The 22,520-nt window shown below is 49.6% G+C and carries 12 protein-coding genes; 8 read left to right on the forward strand and 4 right to left on the reverse strand.

Features of this window, described 5'->3' with window-relative positions; all coding sequences use genetic code 11:
* Positions 1 to 44 precede the first annotated feature (44 nt).
* Positions 45 to 2,456, reverse strand: coding sequence for a penicillin-binding protein 1C (pbpC, locus tag B153_RS0109710; protein WP_020596504.1), 2,412 nt, complete (start codon positions 2,454 to 2,456; stop codon positions 45 to 47).
* A 115-nt stretch (positions 2,457 to 2,571) separates the two neighbouring features.
* Between pbpC and B153_RS0109715 the strand changes: the two genes are divergently transcribed.
* Positions 2,572 to 3,966 (forward strand): MBL fold metallo-hydrolase RNA specificity domain-containing protein, encoded by a 1,395-nt coding sequence (locus B153_RS0109715; protein ID WP_020596505.1) that lies wholly within the window; start codon positions 2,572 to 2,574, stop codon positions 3,964 to 3,966.
* 70 nt (positions 3,967 to 4,036) lie between these two features.
* Here B153_RS0109715 and B153_RS38525 read toward each other — a convergent pair whose 3' ends face one another.
* Positions 4,037 to 4,249, reverse strand: a complete 213-nt coding sequence (locus tag B153_RS38525; protein ID WP_020596506.1) for a hypothetical protein — start codon at positions 4,247 to 4,249, stop codon at positions 4,037 to 4,039.
* A gap of 183 nt (positions 4,250 to 4,432) precedes the next feature.
* Here B153_RS38525 and B153_RS0109725 point away from each other — a divergent pair, with 183 nt between their 5' ends.
* From B153_RS0109725 to B153_RS0109735, 3 genes are read left to right on the forward strand one after another with little or no spacing between them, the layout of a single operon-like run.
* The gene (locus B153_RS0109725; RefSeq protein WP_245564859.1) at positions 4,433 to 5,833 is read left to right on the forward strand and encodes a BatD family protein; all 1,401 of its coding nucleotides are present in this window, start codon (positions 4,433 to 4,435) and stop codon (positions 5,831 to 5,833) included.
* 42 nt (positions 5,834 to 5,875) lie between these two features.
* Positions 5,876 to 6,955 carry a chorismate synthase gene (gene aroC, locus B153_RS0109730; protein ID WP_020596508.1) on the forward strand — a complete coding sequence of 360 codons (1,080 nt, stop codon included), beginning with the start codon at positions 5,876 to 5,878 and terminating at the stop codon, positions 6,953 to 6,955.
* A 53-nt stretch (positions 6,956 to 7,008) separates the two neighbouring features.
* On the forward strand, positions 7,009 to 8,076 hold the full coding sequence (locus B153_RS0109735) for an FAD:protein FMN transferase (RefSeq protein WP_063672810.1): 1,068 nt from the start codon (positions 7,009 to 7,011) through the stop codon (positions 8,074 to 8,076).
* Between the two features lie 4 nt (positions 8,077 to 8,080).
* On the opposite strand, the gene B153_RS0109740 is transcribed toward B153_RS0109735, so the two are convergent.
* Positions 8,081 to 9,448 (reverse strand): Gfo/Idh/MocA family protein, encoded by a 1,368-nt coding sequence (locus B153_RS0109740; RefSeq protein ID WP_020596510.1) that lies wholly within the window; start codon positions 9,446 to 9,448, stop codon positions 8,081 to 8,083.
* 212 nt (positions 9,449 to 9,660) lie between these two features.
* Between B153_RS0109740 and B153_RS0109745 the strand changes: the two genes are divergently transcribed.
* Together B153_RS0109745 and B153_RS0109750 are read left to right on the forward strand one after the other, a co-directional pair.
* On the forward strand, positions 9,661 to 12,678 hold the full coding sequence (locus B153_RS0109745) for a TonB-dependent receptor (RefSeq protein ID WP_020596511.1): 3,018 nt from the start codon (positions 9,661 to 9,663) through the stop codon (positions 12,676 to 12,678).
* A 76-nt stretch (positions 12,679 to 12,754) separates the two neighbouring features.
* Positions 12,755 to 14,224 (forward strand): APC family permease, encoded by a 1,470-nt coding sequence (locus B153_RS0109750; protein WP_020596512.1) that lies wholly within the window; start codon positions 12,755 to 12,757, stop codon positions 14,222 to 14,224.
* Positions 14,225 to 14,299: 75 nt separating this feature from the next.
* On the opposite strand, the gene B153_RS0109755 is transcribed toward B153_RS0109750, so the two are convergent.
* Entirely contained in the window at positions 14,300 to 17,275 is a 2,976-nt protein-coding gene (locus tag B153_RS0109755) for an FAD-binding and (Fe-S)-binding domain-containing protein (RefSeq protein WP_020596513.1), read from the reverse strand.
* A gap of 480 nt (positions 17,276 to 17,755) precedes the next feature.
* Here B153_RS0109755 and B153_RS0109760 point away from each other — a divergent pair, with 480 nt between their 5' ends.
* On the forward strand, positions 17,756 to 20,890 hold the full coding sequence (locus B153_RS0109760; protein WP_020596514.1) for a SusC/RagA family TonB-linked outer membrane protein: 3,135 nt from the start codon (positions 17,756 to 17,758) through the stop codon (positions 20,888 to 20,890).
* A 91-nt stretch (positions 20,891 to 20,981) separates the two neighbouring features.
* Positions 20,982 to 22,457 (forward strand): RagB/SusD family nutrient uptake outer membrane protein, encoded by a 1,476-nt coding sequence (locus tag B153_RS0109765; RefSeq protein WP_020596515.1) that lies wholly within the window; start codon positions 20,982 to 20,984, stop codon positions 22,455 to 22,457.
* Positions 22,458 to 22,520: the final 63 nt, after the last annotated feature.

Consider the following 22,520-nt stretch of genomic DNA (forward strand, 5'->3'; position numbering starts at 1 on the left):
TTGGAGATTAGTTGCCAGGTTATAAAAGCAAGTGACCTGAATGACTACTCATTTTTTATGAGTACACGGATATCACTGCTTCGGCCTTTGTCATCAGCACAGGAAATTTTTAGGGTTCCGGGTTGGGGCTTGAAAAAGATAGCTTCGGTTGGTTTGGCCCGGCGATACAGCTTATCGTTCAAATACCAGAAAACCGTTTGTACGTCATTGGCAGCCTGACAGCTTAATTCCATTTCAGCAGGTTGCTTAGGATTGATAAAATATTCGCTGCCCGGATTCAGGCTGGTAATTTGTGGAGCAGTCTGGTCTGTGTTGCCAAATACGCGTTCGCAGGCAGGGTTATGCGGAGGAGCCATTTCGAACGGAATATGACGGCTTTGGTAGAAGGCTACGACCTCCGGCGTCAGATTCGGGTAGGATTTCCGAACAAAACCAGAGTCGGGCAGGCAGTGCGCACAGTAAGCGATTGTACCCGCAGCGTTCGTAAAAACAGCTTTCCGATGCTGGCAACGTCGATACCGCGAAACGCCCATAATGCAGTAGTCGGTTACGGGGTTCTGACAAAACTCGCCTGGAACATTGCCCGTTTCGGGGCAGATGAGCCGCGTCGATAAGCGGGTTTGTCCTTTAGGGGCCTGAAACCAGCCCGTTGGGGAGTTATAGTCCAGTACGTTAAAAAGCTGAAATAATAAAGGGGTTGCCGTATTAGCCCCGCTCAGTTCGGCCACGCCCACGCCCGAAAAGTTACCCACCCATACGCCAATCGTATACCGTTGATTATACCCAATGCTCCAGGCATCGCGTCGGCCATATGATGTTCCCGTTTTCCAGGCAATGCGGGGTAAGTGATAACTATTGTCGAAATTATTGGGCAAGTCGGGGCGGGTAATCTGCGTGAGCGTATGCGTGACGAGGTAGGTGGCTTCGGGCGAAAGAAGGTTTACCTCACCCCCAGCCCCTCTCCTGATTTTAGGAGAGGGGGGAGAGGGATCGCATACTTTCCTCCCCTCTCCTAAAATCAGGAGAGGGGTTGGGGGTGAGGTAAACCGCAGCGGCTCCCATTTTCCACCATTGGCCAGGCCGGTATACAGCCGGGTCATTTCTTCCAGCGTAACCCCACAGCCACCCAGAATCATGGAAAGCCCCAGTTCATTTTTCTGCTTTTTGATGGCCGAGAAACCGGCTTTCTGGAGTGTGGATACAAGGGCTGGTGTGCCCATTTCTTTCAGAAGTGCCACCGCCGGAATATTCAGTGAGTTGGCCAGGGCAAATTCGGCCGTGACGGGGCCGTTGAATCGACGGTCGAAGTTGTCGGGTTGATAACCACCGAAGTTGGTAGGGACGTCGGCCAGTTTGCTCTTGGGTGTAATGATGCCTTCGTCGAACGCCAATCCATATAGCAACGGTTTCAACGCACTTCCCGGCGACCGTACAGCCCGTACACCATCAACCTGCCCACCATCGAAGGTATTTGAAAAATCGGCTGATCCCACATAGGCGACCACCTCTCGGGTGTGGTTATCCACAACCAGTACTGCCGAATTGTGTATATTATAGCTTCGAATGCGGTTGGCATACTGCCGCACTATTCGCTCAACCGTTGTTTGGGCCGTTGGGTTAAGGGTTGACCGGATAATGGGCGTATTCGGATTTTCGATTCGAAGCCGTCGCGAGAGATGCGGAGCCTGCTGGGGTGCATCATGACGATAAACCTGCAAGGGTTCGCTCTGGGCATCCCGGATAGTCGATTCGTCGAAAAGGCCAGCGTTTCGGAAGCGGGTGAGCCACCGATCCCGCTCCTGCCTGACGAGCGCATTGCGAACGCCCAGACGAAGGCTGGATGGTCGATTTGGAATGATGGTTAAGGTGGTAATTTCGGCCAGACTTAGCAGAGCGGGCGGTTTGCCGAAATAAAGCAGGGATGCCGATTTTAAGCCTTCGATGTTGCTGCCGTAAGGAATCAGGTTCAGATAGAGCTGGAGAATCTCATCTTTTGAGTAATGCAGTTCCAGTTGCAGTGCCCGGAATAGCTCCAGCAACTTGGCTCCATAGGTTCGCTGGCGGGGTTCGAGTAACCGGACGGTTTGCATCGTAATGGTCGATGCGCCTGAGGTTCGTCGGCCCGTCAGGATATTATTGACCGTAGCCCGAATGAGGGCAACGGGATTGAATCCTGGATGGTATCGAAAATATTTATCTTCTTTGAACAGAATGGCTTCGCGCAGGGTGGGGGTAATTTCATTCAGTTCGGCATACAGACGCCACTTATCGTCGCGGCTCAGAAAAGCGTGTAAAATAGTGCCGTCACGGGCCTTAACGAGGGTTGAGTAGGGGACCGTAGATTGGATTGGAAATAAAAAATCAAGGGCAAAAAAAATCAATAGCCCCGCCAGAGCGGTTTTAGTCCAACGCGATTGCCAGAGTCGCTGTGCTATGATTTTACCTTTTTGAGCCACTGTTATGACAAGTCCCTGAAACTCTCTGTTTATTTGTACGTCTTACCGTTCAAGTTTTCAGTCTATAGTTTTCGTTTACAGTTGGCGGAAAACTACACAAAAATTCACCTAAATCATGACCATTCAATTTTTCGGTGCGGCCCGTACCGTAACCGGCAGTAAACACTTACTCACTACCGCCAGTGGCAAACAGATTTTGCTCGATTGCGGCCTATTTCAGGGAATCAATACCGACGAACTGAACCAGGAATTTGGCTTTGATCCGAAGCTGGTCGATTATATGGTGCTGTCTCACGCCCATATTGATCATACCGGCCTGATTCCCCGGTTGGTACGTCAGGGATTCAGTGGACCAATCTACACCACATCCTCGACCATAGACCTCTGCAAGATTATGCTGATGGATAGCGCCCGGATTCAGGTGCGTGATCTGGAGCGGGTAAATGAACGACGGAAACGGCGTGGAGATCCCGAACTGGAAGCACTCTATGACGAAGACGATGTGCAGCAGGCTCTTGAATTGATGAAAGCTGTACACTACAATAGCCCATTCGTGATTTGTGATGAAGTTACGGGCCTGCTAACCGATGCCGGGCACTTGCTGGGAAGTGCGTCGGTCAGTTTGACGATCACCGAGAAGGGTACTGAAAAACACCTGTTTTTTAGTGGCGATATTGGCCGACCCGATGATAAGATCCTGCGATCACCTCAGCCTTTTCCACAGGCCGACTACATCATTTGTGAATCGACCTATGGCGACCGATTGCATGAAGCAGAACCGGATATGAAAGCGCATTTGCTGGCCATTGTTCAGCAAACGTGTGTGCAGAACCGGGGCAAGCTCATCATTCCGGCCTTTGCCGTCGACCGTACGCAGGAGTTGATTTACGCGCTCGACCAGCTTGCCAGTGAGGGCCGCCTGCCGAAACTGCCCGTTTACATCGACAGCCCGATGGCCGTGCAGGCTACCCGGGTCATGCAGGATCATGAAGAAGATTTCAACCCCGAAATTCTGGCCTATATCAAAAAGGATGGCGATGCATTCGACTTCCCGAATCTGCACTACATCACCGATGTCATGGATTCGAAAGCGATCAACGACAGCAAAGAGCCCTGTATCATTATTTCGCCATCGGGTATGGCCGAAGCCGGTCGTATCAAGCACCACATCAAGAACAACATTACCAAACCCAATACGACCATTTTGCTGGTGGGATATGCTTCACCTACCAGTTTGGGGGGCGCACTAAAACGGGGCGATAAAGAGGTGACTATTTTTGGTGAGCGCTATCCGGTTATAGCGAGGGTAGCCATAATGGATTCATTTTCAGCCCATGGGGATTATAAAGAGATGCTCCAGTTTTTAAGCTGTCAGGACCCGGCCAAAGTTAAAACCGTATTTTTGGTTCATGGTGAATATGATAAGCAGATCGTCTGGAAGGACCATTTGCAGGAGGCAGGTTTCAACCATATTGAGATCCCGGAGATGAAGCAGAAAGTGGTTTTGTAAGCGATAGGCCCCAACAAAAACTCCCCCGATGGTTAAGGTCGGGGGAGTTTTTGTTGGGATGCTGCTGTCGTCAGGTAAATCGGACGCGTGCTGCCCGCGCAAAACAACGATTTAAGACCGCTCGATACACTTTGCCGAATTGAACATAACACCAGCGTCTGAGTTGCTTGACTTCCTTTGGAATAAGCAATTTTATGGCTTTGGCCAATTCTTTTTCAAAGAGAGATTTATCAAAACTCACCTTCTGAAGGATGGTTTTGATATATTCGAGCATAGAGAGCATAGGGTATCAGTTTTTTGGTTAGGAAGCTTGTCGAATATAAGAACGAAATAGGCCATTGGGTTCGTTCTTATTCTCGTAACGGCTTTCCGTGAAAATTGTTGCTTCAAAATAACGATGTTACTTGCAATATTCCGTATTTTTTTTGTATTATTTTTTCTTAACATACTGACCGTTTATGGCCAAGTGCCTGATAATGTTGCTTCTGTTGAATTAAGTGCGTCTACTTTTCCTATCGAACGGCCTTTCACCATTTCGGTTGTCATTTCCAACAGCGAAAATCGGGTAACGATCCCATTTCCCGACATTCCGGGATTTGTTAAAACGGGGATTACCACCAGTATGTCGCCTAGTGAAGTTAACGGAAAAACAATTACAAATCAAATCATTACGCAAACGTATCAGGCGCTGGCGCCTGGTCGGTTCCGGGTGCCTCCGTTTAGTTTGGAGATAAATGGAGAAACAATTCATTCGGCTGGTGCAGTTTTAGTCGTACAACCGTCGGCAAAATCATCCGCTCCGCTCAATACCAGTCTGGCCACGGTCAATACAACGTCTAGTGACGCTGCTTTTCTGGATATACGGACCTCCAGAGCCAGCGTCTATACGGGCGAAGGACTGGCACTGACCTTATCGTTTTTTGTGGCAGACAACTATCCGTATGTGCTCGATTTCAAGGGACTCGATAAACAGGTACAGGCTATCTCAAAAAAAATTCGTCCCGCCAACTCATGGGAAGAAAGCCAGCCCATTACCGAGTTAAAACCCGTGCCGGTACTAATCAAAGGAAAGAAATATAGGGAGATACAACTCTTTCAATCCATTTTTTTTCCCTTGTCCAATCAGTCGGTGCAGATACCGTCGGTTGCGGTTCAATTGACGCGGACACGGCCTGTTATAGGCCCGCCTTCGGCGCAGGTTGAGCGGGTTCTATTTGCCAGTAAACCATTGACTATTAAAGTTAAGGCATTGCCGAACCATCCATTACGCGGCCGGGTGTCGGTGGGGTCGTTCCGATTGGAAGAGGAACTGGAGCGGCAGGGTATTCGCACCGGACAGAGTGTTCGGTATGTGTTTACAATTACCGGAGAAGGCAATATCGCTACGATTCCGGCTCCTGCGCTTGTGAGTGAAAACAATGAATTAGACATATTTCCACCCGAAGAAAAACATGCCATCAGCCATTTTGGTAATCAGATAACGGGCCGTAAAACGTTCTCTTATTTTATCGTTCCTCGTCAAAATGGACAGGTTTCGTTGGCAAATCACTTTCAATGGATTTATTTCGACCCGAAAACCGCCCGTTACGACACCCTTCGTCCGAAAGTACGACTACAGGTGGGCAGCAAAAATACCCAGGATGGGAGCCAACCCGTAATCCTGTCAGATGCTGCAAGCGTTAGTAGTGAGACGGCTCAGGTGGCCTCAACGGATCGCTCATTTTATGCGGGTATTACGGCTATGGATAGCACACGCCAACCCATCCGCATTTCGGTATTGATTCGGGCAATAGCCAATGTCCTGATTGTTATTATGTTAGTAGGAATGGTTTTCGTCTTTTTTAAAAAACAGCATACAGGCCGGTAGCCGCAAAGAACGCTCTGGTTCAGTATCGATTACCCAACACGCATGAGCAGCACATACGGAAGCTTATTTCGAATTTCTACATTTGGTGAATCACACGGGCCGGGCATTGGGGTTGTGATTGATGGTTGCCCAGCCGGTTTACCCTTCGATACAGAGTTTATTCAGCATGAACTGGATCGACGCAAACCTGGTCAGTCCCGCATTACCACACAACGGCGCGAAGCCGATGAGTTTGAGGTGTTGTCGGGCGTTTTTGAGGGAAAAACCCAGGGAACTCCCCTGGCTTTGCTCATTCGCAACACCGATCAGCGTAGTAAAGACTATGGGCACATTGCCGAGCAGTTCCGGCCCTCTCATGCCGATTATACGTATCAGACCAAATATGGCTCCCGCGATTATCGGGGGGGCGGGCGTTCGTCGGCTCGTGAGACAGCCGCCCGGGTAGCGGCTGGTGCCGTTGCGAAACTGCTATTGGCACAGCAGGGTGTTCAGATAAAGGCCTATGTGTCGCAGGTCGGTAAGTTAAAACTTCAGAAATCCTATCAGGAGCTAGATCTGGACCTTGCGGAAGACAATGCGGTTCGTTGCCCTGATCCGGAAACGGCCGAGCAAATGTTTCAGTACATTGACGAAACCCGTAAACGGGGCGACTCGATTGGCGGTATCGTTGATTGTGTCGTGATGGGGGTTCCGGCTGGCTGGGGCGAACCTGTTTTCGATAAACTTCATGCTGAACTGGGGAAAGCCATGCTCAGCATCAATGCCGTAAAAGGCTTTGAATACGGCAGTGGCTTTGCTGGTGCTGAACGGTATGGCTCCGAACACAACGACGAATTTTACATGGATGCCAATGGAAACGTTCGTACCCGAACCAACCATTCGGGTGGTATTCAGGGAGGCATCAGCAACGGGGAGGATATTTATTTCCGGACGGCGTTCAAGCCCGTGGCAACGATTATGCAGGATCAGGATAGCGTTGATGTCCACGGACAGCCGGTGACCGTTTCGGGTAAAGGCCGCCATGACCCCTGCGTAGTACCCCGCGCTGTTCCGATTGTTGAGGCCATGGCCGCGCTGGTGCTGGTAGATATGTTCCTGCGCAACAAGGCTTCGCAGGTCTAGAGTATCGGCCCAGGTTGTACCTGATTTTCAATTTGTTATTGATGATTTTTTCAATGCATACGTTACTTGCCGCCTACCAGTTTTCAGGCCGTTTGTGGATTCACAAACGGCTTTTTTACGGCTTAATCTGTATAGGAGCATTATTGGCGAATAGAGTATCGGCGCAAACTCGTTTCAGCTTTCATCGGGGGCTGATGGGTACACAGTTCAATCTTATTTTTTACGCCCCCGACAGTATTACTGCTCAACAGGTCAACGCTGCCGTTTCGGCACGAATGGACACGCTGAATCAAATCATGAGCGATTACCTCGATGGCTCCGAAATAAACCGATTATCGGCTACGGCTGGCTCGGGAAGGTGGGTGCCTGTATCGGCCGACCTGTTTCTGGTGTTACAAAAAGCCCAAACCATAGCCCGATTGTCGAACGGACGATTTGACCCAACCATTGGGCCGCTATCACTGCTCTGGCGGAGAGCTGTTCGGCGGAAGGAATTTCCAACGGCCAGAGAGCGCCGTCGGGCCAGACGTGCCGTCGGGTATCGATTGATGGAGTTAGATAGTGTCAGTCGTTCGGTTTGGTTACGAAAGTCCGGTATGCGACTGGACGTTGGTGGGATAGGGCAGGGGTTCGCGGTGGATGAAGCCTTAAAAACTGTACATAATCTGGGTATTCGGGTGGTTTTGATCGACATTGGTGGCGATATTCTGGTGGGTGAAGCGCCCCCCCAATCGGCCGGGTGGCGAGTAGAAATTGGTTCCGGGAAGGCCAATGATCGGGATACCACAACCATAGTACTCCATAACGCAGCGATCACGACATCGGGCGATACGTACCGATTTTTAGAGCACAACGGTCGGCGGTATTCACACATTATGGACCCCAGGTCGGGTCTTGGCTTACGGCATTTTGTCCGGGCAACGGTACTGGCTCCTACTGGTTATCAGGCCGATGCACTTACCAAGGTGTTTAGTGTAGCGGGCTTACGGAAGTCTGAGAACTTATTAAAACGCTTTCCCGGTATAGACTTGCTGATGGTAGAGCATAAAAACGGCCGACTGCGCTTGTGGCAATCGGCCGGGTTCCAGCAACGGGAGATTTCCAGGTTAAGAAAACGCTAGCAAACTATACGGCAATGGTTTTGCCGGGTACGGCAATCTGGTAATAGCCATCCTTATCGGGCAGGCTCTTGGGCATAGCATCCCAGGCCAGCGTCGTCGGGAACAGATCGATCTGTGAGTTCAGTGCTTCCTCCCATTTCACGGTTTTGCCTGAGTACGACGCCATACGACCCATAATGGCGGTCATCGTACTTTTTGCACCATGTTCCGCATCGGCAAATTTATATTGTCCTTTAGCAATGGCGTCGAAAAGCTCGTCGTGCTCGATCTGGTACGGGCTGATGTCCGTTTTGGCTGTGTAGGTATAGATCGGCTGACCATTGTAGCCGACTAAGCTACTGGTCTTCTTTTCCATACCCTCAATCTTTCCTTTTGTGCCCAGAAACAGTTCATCGACCCGGCTGTAAGTGCCTTCATAATGGCGGCACTGGCTGTTGATGGTGCTGCCGTCGGCATAGGTAAAATCGATGATGTGGTGGTCAAAAATCTCACCGTCATCTTTCCCATTTCGTACCTGGCGGCCACCCGTACCCTGGCAGGAAACCGGATAGCCTTTTTTCACCCAGTTGGCTACGTCGATGTTGTGAATGTGCTGCTCGTTGATGTGATCGCCACAGAGCCAGTTGAAGTAATACCAGTTGCGCATCTGGTAGTCCATTTCGCTCTGATTTGGTTTGCGGGGTTTGTGCCATACACCTCCACTTACCCAATACACCTGCCCGCCGATAATATCGCCAATGGCTCCATCATGAATACGCTTGATCATTTCGCGGTAGCTAGGCTGGTAATGGCGCTGTAGGCCCACCACAACATTCAGTTTTTTCTTTTTCGCTTCTTCGGCGGCTGCCAGTACCCGACGAACACCCGGCGCATCGGTAGCTACGGGTTTCTCCATGAAGATCTGCTTGCTTTGCCGAACGGCCTCTTCGAAATGGCTAGGCCGGAAACCCGGTGGGGTTGCCAGAATAACCACATCAGCCAACGCCATAGCCTGTTTGTAAGCATCGAAACCCACAAACTTATGGTCTTCGGGTACATTGAGTTTGGGCGACCCGTCGGGCGATTTTATATTTTTGGCTGTCAGGAAATTGCTGATGTTCTGATATGACTCGTCCAGACGATCGCGGAATGCATCGGCCATGGCCACGATCTGCACATTTTGTTTCGTGCTCAGTGCCTGCTGGGCTGCCCCGGTGCCGCGTCCACCGCATCCGATAAGCGCTACTTTGATGGTGTCGTTGACAGAGAAGTGATACCCCGGATGTCCACTTGCTTTTGCCGTGAACGGAAGGCTACCCAGAATAGCTCCTCCTGTAAGCAGACCCGAAGCTTTTAAAAACTCCCGGCGGTCCTGATTGGATTCATTTGCCATATGTACAGAAAATTCGGTTGAAAAAGTCGCGATAGAAAAAAGGCAGCTTCGATAAAGATTTACTATCAGGAAGATAAAATAGATAGCTATAGTGGGCACATAGTGAAAATTATTTATCAATTTCCAGAAAAATTTGTACTAAAAGCAGACTTATCGCTTAGTTTAGCGTCAAAGGATAAAAGGTTAATTTCACCCCCTTTATTTGTACACTTATGAGAAGAATACGTACTTATTCGGTTCTTTTTTCGGGTCTGTTCAGCCTATTGAGTTTTACGGCGCTGGCTCAGACACGGATTTCCGGAAAAGTGACCGATGAAGCCCAGAAGGGCGCCCTAGCGGGTATTAGCATTGCTGTAAAAGGAAAAGTAATCGGGACGATTACTGACCAGAACGGCATTTTTTCACTCACAACAAACACACCAACGCCTTTTGTCATCGCCGTGACGGGAGTTGGGTTCCAAACACAGGAATTTACCATTAATGGAGATCGAACAGATCTGAATGTACAGCTAAAAGAGCAGGTAATGCTTGGGCAGGAAGTGGTTGTATCGGCTTCCCGGGTCGAAGAAAGTGTATTGAAATCGCCGGTATCGGTTGAACGATTAGACATCCGAACTTTCCAATCTACGCCCAGTGCCACGTTTTATGATGCCTTGCAGAATATCAAAGGTGTCGATATGAGTACGCAGAGCCTAACATTTAAATCGGTAAACGTGCGTGGATTTGGGTCGAACGGGAACACGCGGGTCGTGCAACTCCTTGACGGAATGGACAACCAGGCGCCGGGCCTTAACTTTTCGGTAGGTAACATTGCTGGGGTTTCTGAACTGGATCTGGAAAGTGTTGAATTGTTGCCCGGTGCGGCTTCGGCGTTGTATGGTCCTAATGCCATCAATGGGTTGTTGCTGATGACGTCGAAAAGTCCGTTTCAGTATCAGGGATTGAGTGCCTATGTAAAAGGGGGCGTGATGAATGCCAGCAATCGCTCCACGGCTACAACGCCTTTCTATGATGCGGCTTTCCGCTATGCCAAAGCGTTCAACAACAAATTTGCCTTTAAAGTAGGACTGTCCTATCTGGCGGCAAAAGACTGGCAGGCAACGGATTACCGGGATCAGAGTTATTCGAACGGCTATACGCTCGACAACGGCACCCGTGCCAATAACCCCGGTTACGACGGCGTAAACATTTACGGGGATGCCAGCGCCAATATGTACTCTAGCCTGTTTGGTAATGGGCAGCCCGGAACAGGAGCCAATGGGACATCGCAGGTACTGGGCTTAATTGCAACGACACAGCTTGCTCAGGCAGGAAACAGAACCCTACCCCAGCTAACCGGGCTCACTCCCCAGCAGATTTTTAATATCCTGATCCCCAATTTGAATATCTCGCGGACTGGTTATCTGGAAAGCGATCTGGTTAAGTACGATGCTACAAACCTGAAACTAAACGGGGCATTGCATTATCGGCTGAATGATAATGTAGAGGCTATTTTCCAGGCCAACTGGGGTACGGGAACCACGGTATATACCGGAGCCGATCGGTATTATATCAAAGGGTTCAAACTGGGGCAATATAAACTTGAACTGCGCGGCTCAAACTTCTTCGTGCGGGCCTATACGACTCAGGAGCGCTCGGGCGATGCCTATGCCACTTCAATATTAGGCCAGGGTATCAACGAAGCCTGGAGTGGTAGTGCATCGACCTGGTTTCCCACATTCTTCGGTGCGTATGCCCAGAATGCACTGCTTGGCTATGCCGGTGCTTATTTAACGGCCTTGGGCTCTGGTCAGACACAGTCGGCGGCATTAGCGGCTGCTCAGGCCTATGCCACTAGTCAGCAGGGAACCCTGTTAACCAATTCAAGAGATGCGGCTGATAAAGGTCGGCTGGTGCCTGGGTCGACTGGTTTTCAGCAGGCAATGGATGCGGTGGCCGCTAAGCCGATTCCGGGCGATGCCACCGGGGTAGGAGCCCGGTTCCTGGATAAAACGAACCTGTATCATGCCGAATTTATGTACAATTTCAGCAAGGCAATCGATCCAAAACTTGTCGAGCTGATTGTAGGGGCCAACTTCCGTCGGTATGCACTGAACTCCGAAGGTACGCTGTTTGCCCGCGATGAAAACGGCAAAGAGTATAACATCGACGAATACGGGGCTTATGCACAGGCATCGAAAACCATTGCCGATGTGTTGAAACTAACAGGGTCGTTGCGGTACGATAAAAACCAGAACTTTAAAGCGCAGGTAAGCCCACGTCTGTCGGCGGTATTAACGGTAAGCAAGGTGCATAATTTCCGGGCATCGTTCCAGCGGGGCTTCCGCATTCCAACCACACAGGATCAGTACATCGACCTGAATACGCCGAGTGCCCGGCTGATTGGTGGTTTGCCGCTTTTCAAACAGCGCTATAACTTTAGCGGCAGCCCGGTTTATACGCTTCAGTCGGTTCAGGCGTTTGGGGCTGCCTTACAGCAAGGCGGAGCGTCTGCATTGCCACAGGCGCTTGGTCTGCTAAAAACGGCCACCGATCCGGGGTATGATCCAGAGCGGGTTGAGACATACGAAGTGGGCTACAAAGGGCTGATCGGCAATAAGCTTTTCATCGATGCCTATTACTATTACAACCGTTTCCTGAACTTCCTGGGAAATCAGATCGTAGTGCAGGGTAAGTCGCCTGTTACGCTGACCGATCCGGTTTCTACGCTGCAACTGGTCAGCAGTTCGACCCGTAATGTGTATACCTATCCAGTCAATTCGGCCACAACGGTGAAAAATGCAGGTTGGGCCATAGGTGTTGATTACTTATTACCAGGTAATTACATGATTGGTGGAAACGTTTCGTCAAATTATCTGGTCGATAAAGACCAGATTCCGACGGGGTTTGTAACCCAATTCAATACGCCTAAATACCGCTACAACCTCTCCTTCGGTAATCGGAATCTGGCGGGTACGGGTATCGGGTTCAACGTAGTTTTCCGGGCTCAGGAGTCGTTTCTTTGGGAGTCGAGCTTTGCCAATACAGAAGCTACGGGTCGTCAGCAAACGATCATCCCGGCTTACAGCACACTCGATGCACAGATCAGCAAGAAAATTCCCAGTATCAAGTCGCTCCTGAAAGTAGGCGGTACCAACCTGACGGGTAAGCTCTATACCCAATCCTGGGGTAACCCCAGTGTCGGTTCGATGTACTACATCAGCCTTACGTTCGATCAGTTGATGAACTAAGAAACGGACCAGCTTGTCTTGTAAAGCCCTGCGCTCATCGTAAAGAGTGCAGGGCTTTTGTTGTTAGGCCAGACAAATGCTGGTTGGCGAACTTTTAGCTCATTTCCTGCCTTTCTGGAACAGCACCTCATCCCATCTTAACTTAATCTGGCTGCCCACTACACGATTGAGCAACGATACATCTACTCCGCATACATCTGATTCAGCCCCAACGGCCTTGCCGCGTCGCCTGACGTTGTTACAAGGTACGGCATTGAACATGATTGACATGGTCGGTATTGGGCCCTTTGTCGTGCTCCCGCTGATCATAAAAACGATGGGGGGCGGTCAGTTTCTTTGGGCCTGGGTACTGGGGGCAGTGGTATCGTTGATTGATGCTTTCGTCTGGAGCGAACTGGGGGCTGCCTTTCCGCAAGCAGGAGGAAGTTACAACTTTCTGAAAATTTCGTACGGCGAACAGCGCTGGGGGAAACTGCTTTCCTTTCTCTACGTCTGGCAGACGCTGATTCAGGCGCCATTGGTGGTGGCTTCGGGCGCCATTGGTTTTGCCCAGTATATGTCGTATCTGATGCCGCTGGAAGTTTGGCAGCAAAAGGCCGTTTCGGGGGTCGTAGTCCTGGTTATTATTGCACTCTTATACCGGAAGATCGATTCGATCGGTAAAATCGGCCTGGTGATGTGGGGCGCTGTTCTACTCACGCTGGGCGCTATTATCATCGGTGGGTTGAGTAATATTCGAATTCCGCTAACCGATACGTTGCAGGCCATGCGTTCGGGAAGCAGTGGTTTGCTGGCGGCTGGATTAGGCCATGCGTCGGTGAAGACCATTTATTGCTATCTGGGCTATTACAACGTGTGCCATCTGGGCAGCGAGATCAAGCACCCTACTCGCAATATTCCAGCCAGTATGTTTATCTCAATTGTCGGTATTGCTGTGCTGTATCTGCTGATGAACATCAGTGTGGTGAGCGTAGTGCCCTGGCAAACAGCCCAGGAAAGTAGCTTCATTGTCAGCACGTTTATTGAAACACTGTATGGTAGTCGGGCTGCTCAGTTGGCAACGGTATTAGTACTGATGGTTGCTTTCTCGTCGTTGTTTGCTGTCTTGCTTGGTTATTCGCGGGTGCCTTATGCGGCCGCGGCCGATGGACAGTTTTTTCGGATTTTTGCCAAGCTCCATCCAACCCGCCAATTCCCGTATGTTTCGCTGCTGTTTCTGGGAGGGTTAGGTTTTCTGTTTAGTCTGTTGTTTCGGCTGGGTGACGTAATCACGGCCATTCTGGCTATGCGAATTGTGATCCAGTTTGTAGGTCAGGCCATTGGGCTGATTCTGTTGCATCGTCGTCGGAAACCGGAGTTCTTTCCATTCCGAATGCCTCTCTATCCATTGCCCGTATTGCTGGCGATAGCTGTCTGGTTGTTTATTTTCTTCTCAACCGGACTGACATTTATGCTTTCTGGCCTTACGGTTATTGGGCTGGGTATTGTGGCGTTTCTGATAACGGCAGGTGTCAGAAAGCAATGGCCATTTGAGAAGCTTAGCTAGTATAATGTAACCGCAAAGACGCGAAGTCATAAAGAATGTGATACTTCTTTGCGACTTCGCGTCTTTGCGGTGTATTTAATTTTGCCGCAAGGCTTCCAGTAAGATTTCAGCCGGATGTTTGGCTTTACGAGACGTACCATCTTTAATCTGATGGCGGCATGACGTTCCTGGCGCGGCTATGATAACCTCCTCTGGTTGTTGACGGACGGTTGGGAACAGAACCAACTCGCCTACTTTCATCGATACATCATAGTGTTCAGCTTCATAGCCAAACGAGCCCGCCATACCGCAGCAACCCGACGGAATCAACTGAACCGAATAGTTTTTGGGTAAGGACAGCGCCTTTTTTCCCGGAACCAACGACGAAACCGCTTTTTGCTGGCAATGACCATGTAGTTTAATCACGCGGGTTTCGTCGGTAAACTGATCGGCCCGAATGCGTCCGGCATCGATTTCACGGGCCATAAATTCTTCAAAGGTCAGGGTATTCGCGGCTAGTTTTTTGGCGTCTTCTACCAGCGATTCGTCAACCAGTTCGGGGTATTCGTCGCGGAAGGTCAAAATGGCCGACGGCTCCAGACCAACCAGCGGGGTTTCGGCCGTAACGACATCTTTCAATAGCCGAACGTTCTTCTCTGCCAGCGTTTTAGCGTATTTCAGCATGCCTTTCGACAGGGCAGCCCGGCCACTTTCGCCATGCTCAGGAATAATGACCTGATAGCCCAAACGCTCGAACAACTGAACCGCCTTTTGTCCAACTTCAACGTCGTTGAAATTGGTAAACTCATCACAAAAAAGAAGAAGTGAGGAGGGCTGGCGCAAGCTATTCTCACTCTTCACTCCTTGCTCCCCGCTCCGTTTAGAAAACCATTTTTTTACCGTTGTATTGGCCATTAGCGGCATGGTACGTTCGGGGTGAAAGCCGACCATGCGGTTGGCAAGACGACGAAGCGAAGGTGTGCCCAATACCCCATTCCAGGCCCAGGGCACGAGGGACGCGATGCCCGACAGTTTGGCGAAATTGGCAATCAGCCACGAACGGACGGGAACACCATTGGTATCGTAATAATGCTGCAAAAACTCGGCTTTGAGTTTGGCAACGTCTACGTTCGACGGGCACTCGTTTTTACAGCCTTTACAGGAAAGGCAGAGATCGTAAACGTCCTTGATTTCTTTATGATCGAACCGATTTTCCTTCGTCGAGTGCGTTAGCATTTCACGCAGGATGTTGGCCCGCGCCCGCGTCGTATCTTTTTCGTTGCGGGTAGCCATATAGCTCGGACACATGGTACCGCCCGATGCCTGTGTTTTTCGACAATCGCCCGAACCGTTGCATTGCTCGGCATGCTGTAGGACCGTCTGGTCCTTATACCGGAAATACGTTTGGAACGTAGGCGTTTGCTGACCCGCTTCGTACCGAAGAAAGGTGTCCATCGGGGGCGTTTCAACAATTTTGCCGGGGTTGAAAATGCCCTCCGGGTCCCAGGTATGCTTAAGCTGGCGCATCAGCTCATAGTTGTGCGCCCCCACCATTTGCGGGATAAACTCCCCCCGAAGCCGTCCGTCGCCATGCTCGCCCGACAAAGACCCATCATATTTTTTAACCAGTGCGGCAATGGCTTCGGCAATCTGTCGATATTGGCGATGGCCTTCGGCTGTTTTCAGATTGATGATTGGCCGCAGATGCAACTCGCCCGAACCCGCATGCGCATAGTATACCGAGTGCATATTATGCTGGTGCATGATTTCGTTGAAGTCGCGAATATAATCGGGCAGGTCGTGTACGTCGACAGCCGTATCTTCGATTACGGCTACCGCTTTTTCATCGCCGGGAAGGTTGCCCAACAGACCAAGTCCCGCTTTACGTAACGCCCAGATTTTCTTGGTATCCTCGCCAAACAGCAGCGGATAATGGTAGCCCATCTCTGCTTCCTGCATTTCCGCAATCATGGCTGTGGCTACTTCTTCGACCTCCGCCCGCGTGTTGCGCGACAAATCGACCACCAGAATAATCGGGAAATGATCGGTGGGGGTTTTCTGAACAAAAAAGCTGTTTTTCCGCTGTTCGGGATTGGTATCTGCCCGTTCCAGAATAATATCATCGATCAGTTCAACAGCGTAGGGCTTGTACTTCAGCGCAATCAGTGTTGCCCGCAGCGACTCATCGATAGAATGACAGTGGACACATACAAGACCACTTTCTTTCGGAGGCAATGGGACAATATTGAGCTTGATTTCGGTCAGGAAGCAGAGTGTGCCTTCGGAACCGGCAATGAACTTGGCCAGATTAAACGGCTCTCCACCCTCGGTAAATGGCTCCATATCCAGCAGGGTGTCCAGAGCATAGCCTGTATTCCGCCGTTCGATGGTTTTTTTAGGGAAATTTCGCCGGATTTCTTCCTGATTTTCAGGGTTTGATAAGATCGTGTTCGTTTTGAGCAGAATTTTATCAAGGAGCGTTGCCGAACCGTTTTTACGACTCGCTTCGCTGACCTGTTTGGTTAGCTCCCATCCGCTGACAGGGCCAAACTCAACCTCAGAGCCATCGGCCAATAATGCCTTTACAGCCAATGTATGCTCACGAGTGGCCCGATAAACAACGGAGTTGGAGCCGCAGGAATTATTGCCGACCATCCCACCGATCATAGCCCGGTTGGCCGTTGAGGTTTCAGGGCCGAAATAAAGCCCATAAGGTTTTAAAAACAGATTCAACTCGTCTCTCACCACGCCCGGCTGCACCCGCACCCAACGCTCCTCTGGATTGATCTCCAGGATTTTAGTGAAATGTTTGGATACATCAACGATAATCCCATTACCGACTACCTGACCTGCCAATGATGTACCTGCCGTGCGGGGAATCAGCGGAGTTTTGTTCTGCCGGGCATACGCAATAAGTGTTTTTAAGTCCTCAATGGTTTTAGGGACAGCTACGGCTGTAGGCATCTCCCGATAGGCCGAAGCGTCGGTAGCATACAAGGTTCTATGCGTAAAGTCATCGAAAAGATCGCCCGTTAGCTGGCTGGCTAGATTTTTGAGAGGTTCAGCACTCATAAACGCGTAAAAACTACTTAGAGGAATCTGGCACTAAAAAACTTAGGCAAAATTAACGGTAAATAATGCATAATCGGGCCATCGCTTTTAAAAATTATCGGCCCGGTATTTGCCGGAAAAAGTAAACTTTAACTTCGAATAATCATTTGCTAACCTGCTGATTTATAGGTGTTAACTTTCACATAACAGACCTGATTGTACAGGGAAAATATAACATGTATTCCTGCGTTTAAGAAATTTTATGATACAATATTGACGGCAATCTCCTAAATTTTAACCTACTACAATTTGTATTTTATGCTTAACCTTATGTAATTCGCCAAATGGTTCAGGTTTAATTCTAAAAATTCCTGCCAGGTTTCTAAATTTTGCAGAATTAGTGTATTTTTCTTGTAAAAATGTTACCTTAAGCTGTATGACATTAATAGAATTTTAACTAAACCAAATAAATTACCTATCTCTAAATTTTACTGTAAACCTATGATGGACAAATCCTACAAAATTAACCGCTTCGGTGAGTACGTAGGTCAGGTTGGAAAATCCCAACCCCAGTTAGTCAGACAAAAGAGCCTGCTTGGGTTTTTGTCGGCGCTGGTAATGCTGCTGCTGTTAGGGAACTCAGCAGCCTGGGCGCAAGGGCGCACCGTAACGGGAAAAGTTACAGATCCTGCAGGCAGTGGTTTGCCTGGAGTAAGTGTGCAAATTAAAGGCACACAACGGGGTACGAATACGGACGCTGATGGGAAGTATTCGCTGGCGAACGTACCCGACAATGCTACGCTCGTAATGAGCTTTATTGGCTATACCAGCCAGGAAGTGGTTGTTGGTGCCCGCTCGACGGTTGACGTTAAACTGTCGGACGACACAAAAGCACTGGAAGAAGTGGTGGTAGTTGGTTATGGTACCTCTAAACGGAAAGATTTGACGGGTTCTGTGGTTCAGGTAACCTCGAAAGACTTCAACGCTGGGGTTAACCCAAACCCGCTGCAGGCTATTCAGGGTAAAGTAGCGGGTCTGGTTATTACCGCTCCATCGGGTGACCCAAACCAGCAGCCAACCGTTCGTCTACGTGGTTATACCTCATTGGCTGGTGGCTCTGACCCACTATACGTAGTGGATGGTATGATTGGGGTGCCCATCAACACGATTTCGCCTTCCGATATCGAGTCGATGGATGTGTTGAAAGATGCCTCGGCATCCGCTATTTATGGTTCACGGGCGGCCAACGGCGTTATCCTGATTACCACCAAACGGGGTAAGTCGGGTAAAACAACGGTAGCGTTCAATAACTATGTAGGCGTATCAACCATTTCCAGACGGTATGAGATGCTGGACGCTCAGGGCTATCGTGATGCCGTTACCCAAATCAAAGGGGCTGCATCATTAAATGATAAGCAGCGTTTCCCAGATGGCAACTACAATACGGATTGGCAGAAAGAAGTTACCCAGAATGGAGTCGTCAATAACCACGATATTTCTATTGCGGGTGGTTCGCCAACGTTCAGCTACCGGGGGTCGGTCAACTATATCAACCAGAACGGTATTGTCAAAAATACGGGCCTGGATCGCGTAACGGGTCGTGTTAACCTGGATCAGAAGGCGTTCGATAACCGTCTGAATGTTCAGTATAACCTGTCATACTCCGAAACGAATAAAAAATATGACAGTGGTATCATCGGTCGGGCCGTTACCTTCCTTCCAACCTTGCCTGTCCGTAATGCGGATGGATCGTACTATGAAGTGGGGGGTAGCTTTGACCTTTTCAACCCGGTTGCCATGCTGGACAACGTAATCAACAACGGTGTACAGCGGTACTTACAGGGTGGAATGAGCCTCCGCTACGAAGTGTTGGACGGACTGACATTGGGCGTTAGTGGGCAGTTGCAGCGGGACAATACCGTCAATAACTACTACACCAACCCTGCTATCAAAGCCTATGCGGCTAACAACGGACGGGCTAGCCGGTCGTTCTCAGAATCGAACACGAAACTGCTGGAATTGACCGCTAACTACACCAAAGGGTTCGGTGCTCAGAATAGTAATTACACTCTGTTGGCTGGTTATTCATACCAGAATTTTGATAACGATGGTTTTACGGCAGCCAACTCGGGTTTCGTTACCCCTGATATTAACTTCAGTAACTTAGGCTTAGGCTCAGGTACGCTGGTTAACCCCGGTAATAACTATGCTACCTCATACCGCAACAATTCGAAGTTGATTTCCTTCTTCGGACGAGCTACGCTGAATCTGAACGACAAGTACAACGTAACGGCTACAATACGTCGGGATGGTAGCTCGAAGTTCGGAGCCAACAACAAATGGGGCGTGTTCCCGTCGGTAGGTGCAGGTTGGACCATTACCAACGAATCGTTCTTCCCAAAGAGCAATACACTGAACTTCCTGAAACTGCGTGCCGGTTGGGGACAAACGGGTAACTCAGAAGGTATTGCCGCCTATAACTCGATTCAGTTGTATGGTCAGAAAGGAACGTATTACGATGGTACACTGGGCGATTTTCTGCCAGGCTATGGTATCACTCAGAATGCTAACCCAAACCTGAAATGGGAAGTACTCACAACCTCAAACGTGGCTCTGGACTTTCAGTTGCTGGGCGGTCGTTTCTCCGGTACTTTGGAGTATTACAACAAGTTGACTAAAGACATGCTGTATCCGTACTCGGTACCTGCCGATGGGATCACGTATTTCACCAATTATATTCTGGCCAACGTAGGTTCGATGCGAAACAGCGGATTTGAACTGTCGTTTGGTGGCGATGTAATTCAGAAAGGTAATTTCTCCTGGAATGCACGGGCTGTAGCGGCTTATAACAAAAACACCATTGTATCGCTGTCAAATGATCAGTTTAGCAATGGACAAGTTCGCTTCAACGCGTTCAACGGCCGGGGTCTGTCGGACGTGTTCGCTTCGTACCTGTGGCCAGGTCAGCCACTGGGCGAATTCAACAACGTACCGACCTTCACGGGGAGCTATTCAAGTGACGGTCAGCCGCTGCTGAAAGCAGGTTCAGGCGATACCCCGGTAACAGACGTATCGAAGGCTGATGCAGCTGCGGCTATTGCTGCTGGTAATCCCTTGAAACAGGGTAATCCACAGCCATTCCTGAATGCGTCGTTTATCAACACATTCCGCTACAAAGGATTCGACGTGTATTTCCAGTTGCGCGGAACGTTTGGTAATACTATCCTGAATGCCATCCGGTCGAACCTGTTGATTCCAGGTTCTATTCTGGAAACGAATATGGCGAAAGGCGTAACGGACTATCCTAAGAACTACGGCGTAAACGTACTGTCGACCAACTGGCTGGAAAGCGGCTCATTTGTCCGGTTCGACAACTGGCAGATTGGCTACAATATTCCGCTGCCAGCCAGCAAGTACATCAGCAACGCCCGTGTATATCTTGGTGGTAATAACCTGTTTATCATTACTAAATACAAAGGCATCGATCCTGAGCTTCAGGTAAAGGCTGATTTACAGACAAATAATGGTGTGATTCAGCAGGCACCTAACTCCGTTGGTATGGATGGTGGCGGGTATGGTAATACGGTGTACCCGAAAACCCGTACGTTCCAATTGGGTCTTAATCTGACCTTCTAAGTTTTGTTTGGTTAAGTCTGTTTTAGTTGCTAAGTCATTGGTGTTGCAAGAAATACCTGATGGGGCAACTGGCTAATTATAAAAACCTTATATGAAACAAATAAATATAAAATTGCTTCTGGGCTGCTCGGCGCTGATGCTGGCAGGCCAAGCCTGTACTGATCTGACCGAAACAACCTATGACGTCATTCCGACCAGTGGAAGCTTCGGTAGCACTGCCGCTCAGCAGGCAGCGTTGATCGGGCCGCTCTACAATGGCTTGGGCGACTATTATGGGAATATGTCGAACCTGAATACGACTACCGATGAGCAGATTGTGCCGACTCGGGGTGGTGACTGGAAAGACGGTGACAACTGGAAACGGTTGTATCAGCACACCTGGGACCCCGTTACGGATAACGGTCAGTTCAACGGCCCCTGGTCATGGTGCTACAATAACATTACGGCCATCAACCAGCAGTTAGGGACGATTACGGACGCTAATACAAAGGCTGAGCTACGAGCATTGCGGGCGTTCTTCCACTATCAAGCAATGGATCTGTTTGGTAATGTCATTATTTCGGATGCCGTAAGTGCTGCGACGCCGAAGCAAAGCAGCCGAGCCGACGTTTTCGCTTTTGTTGAGAAAGAACTGCTGGCGGTGTATCCTACCCTTAGTGATGTGTCAGGTGGGGCCTACTATGGTCGCATGAACAAATGGGTGGCCGATATGATTCTGGCTAAGCTGTATCTGAACGCGCAGGTGTATACAGGCACGGCTCGCTGGGCAGATGCCATCACTCGTTGCGATAATATCATCAAGTCGGGTAAATTCCAGATCGCGGGTGATTACTTTAGCAACTTCGTTACCCAAAACCAAGGTTCGAAGGAAATCATTCTCGCAACACCCTTCGACAAGTCGAAGCGGGGTGGTATGAACGTGCAAATGAAGACACTTCATTACCTGAACCAGTTGACCTATAACTTGGGAACGGCTCCCTGGAATGGTTGGGCAACGGTAACGGAGTTTTATAATTCATTTGATGATAAAGACGTTCGGAAAAAGCAGTGGATCGTTGGGCAACAGTATGATGCCAGTGGTAAAGCCCTGAATGACGACGCACTGCCGATGGTGTTCCGTCCAGAAGTTGAATCATTTACTTTTGATGCGGGGGCTTTTGGCCGGTTGGCAGGTGCTCGTAGCCAGAAATACCAGATTCAGGCAAATAACACCTACACCGACCAGGATAACGACTTTGTTATCTACCGTCTGGCTGACGTTTATATGATGCGCGGTGAAGCGAAATTCCGCTTAGGTCAAACAGCCGACGCCCTTGCGGATTTCAACGTGGTTCGCGCACGGGCTGGTATGCCTAATTATACGACATTGACTCTTGATGAAATTCTGGCTGAGCGCGGCCGTGAGTTAGCTTGGGAGCAGCACCGTCGTCAGGACCTGATTCGTTTCGGTCAGTATACGAAAGCATGGCGCTTTAAGCCCGCTTCGCAGGACTTCCGTCAACTGTTCCCGATTCCGAAAGATCAGTTGTCGCTGAACCCGAACCTGAAGCAAAACCCAGGGTATTAATCACTAGTACACCTAAAATGAAAAAGCAAGCTTCCGGGCTTGCTTTTTCATTTTAGGAACTGA

It is taken from the genome of Spirosoma panaciterrae DSM 21099 (assembly GCF_000374025.1).
GTDB lineage: Bacteria > Bacteroidota > Bacteroidia > Cytophagales > Spirosomataceae > Spirosoma > Spirosoma panaciterrae.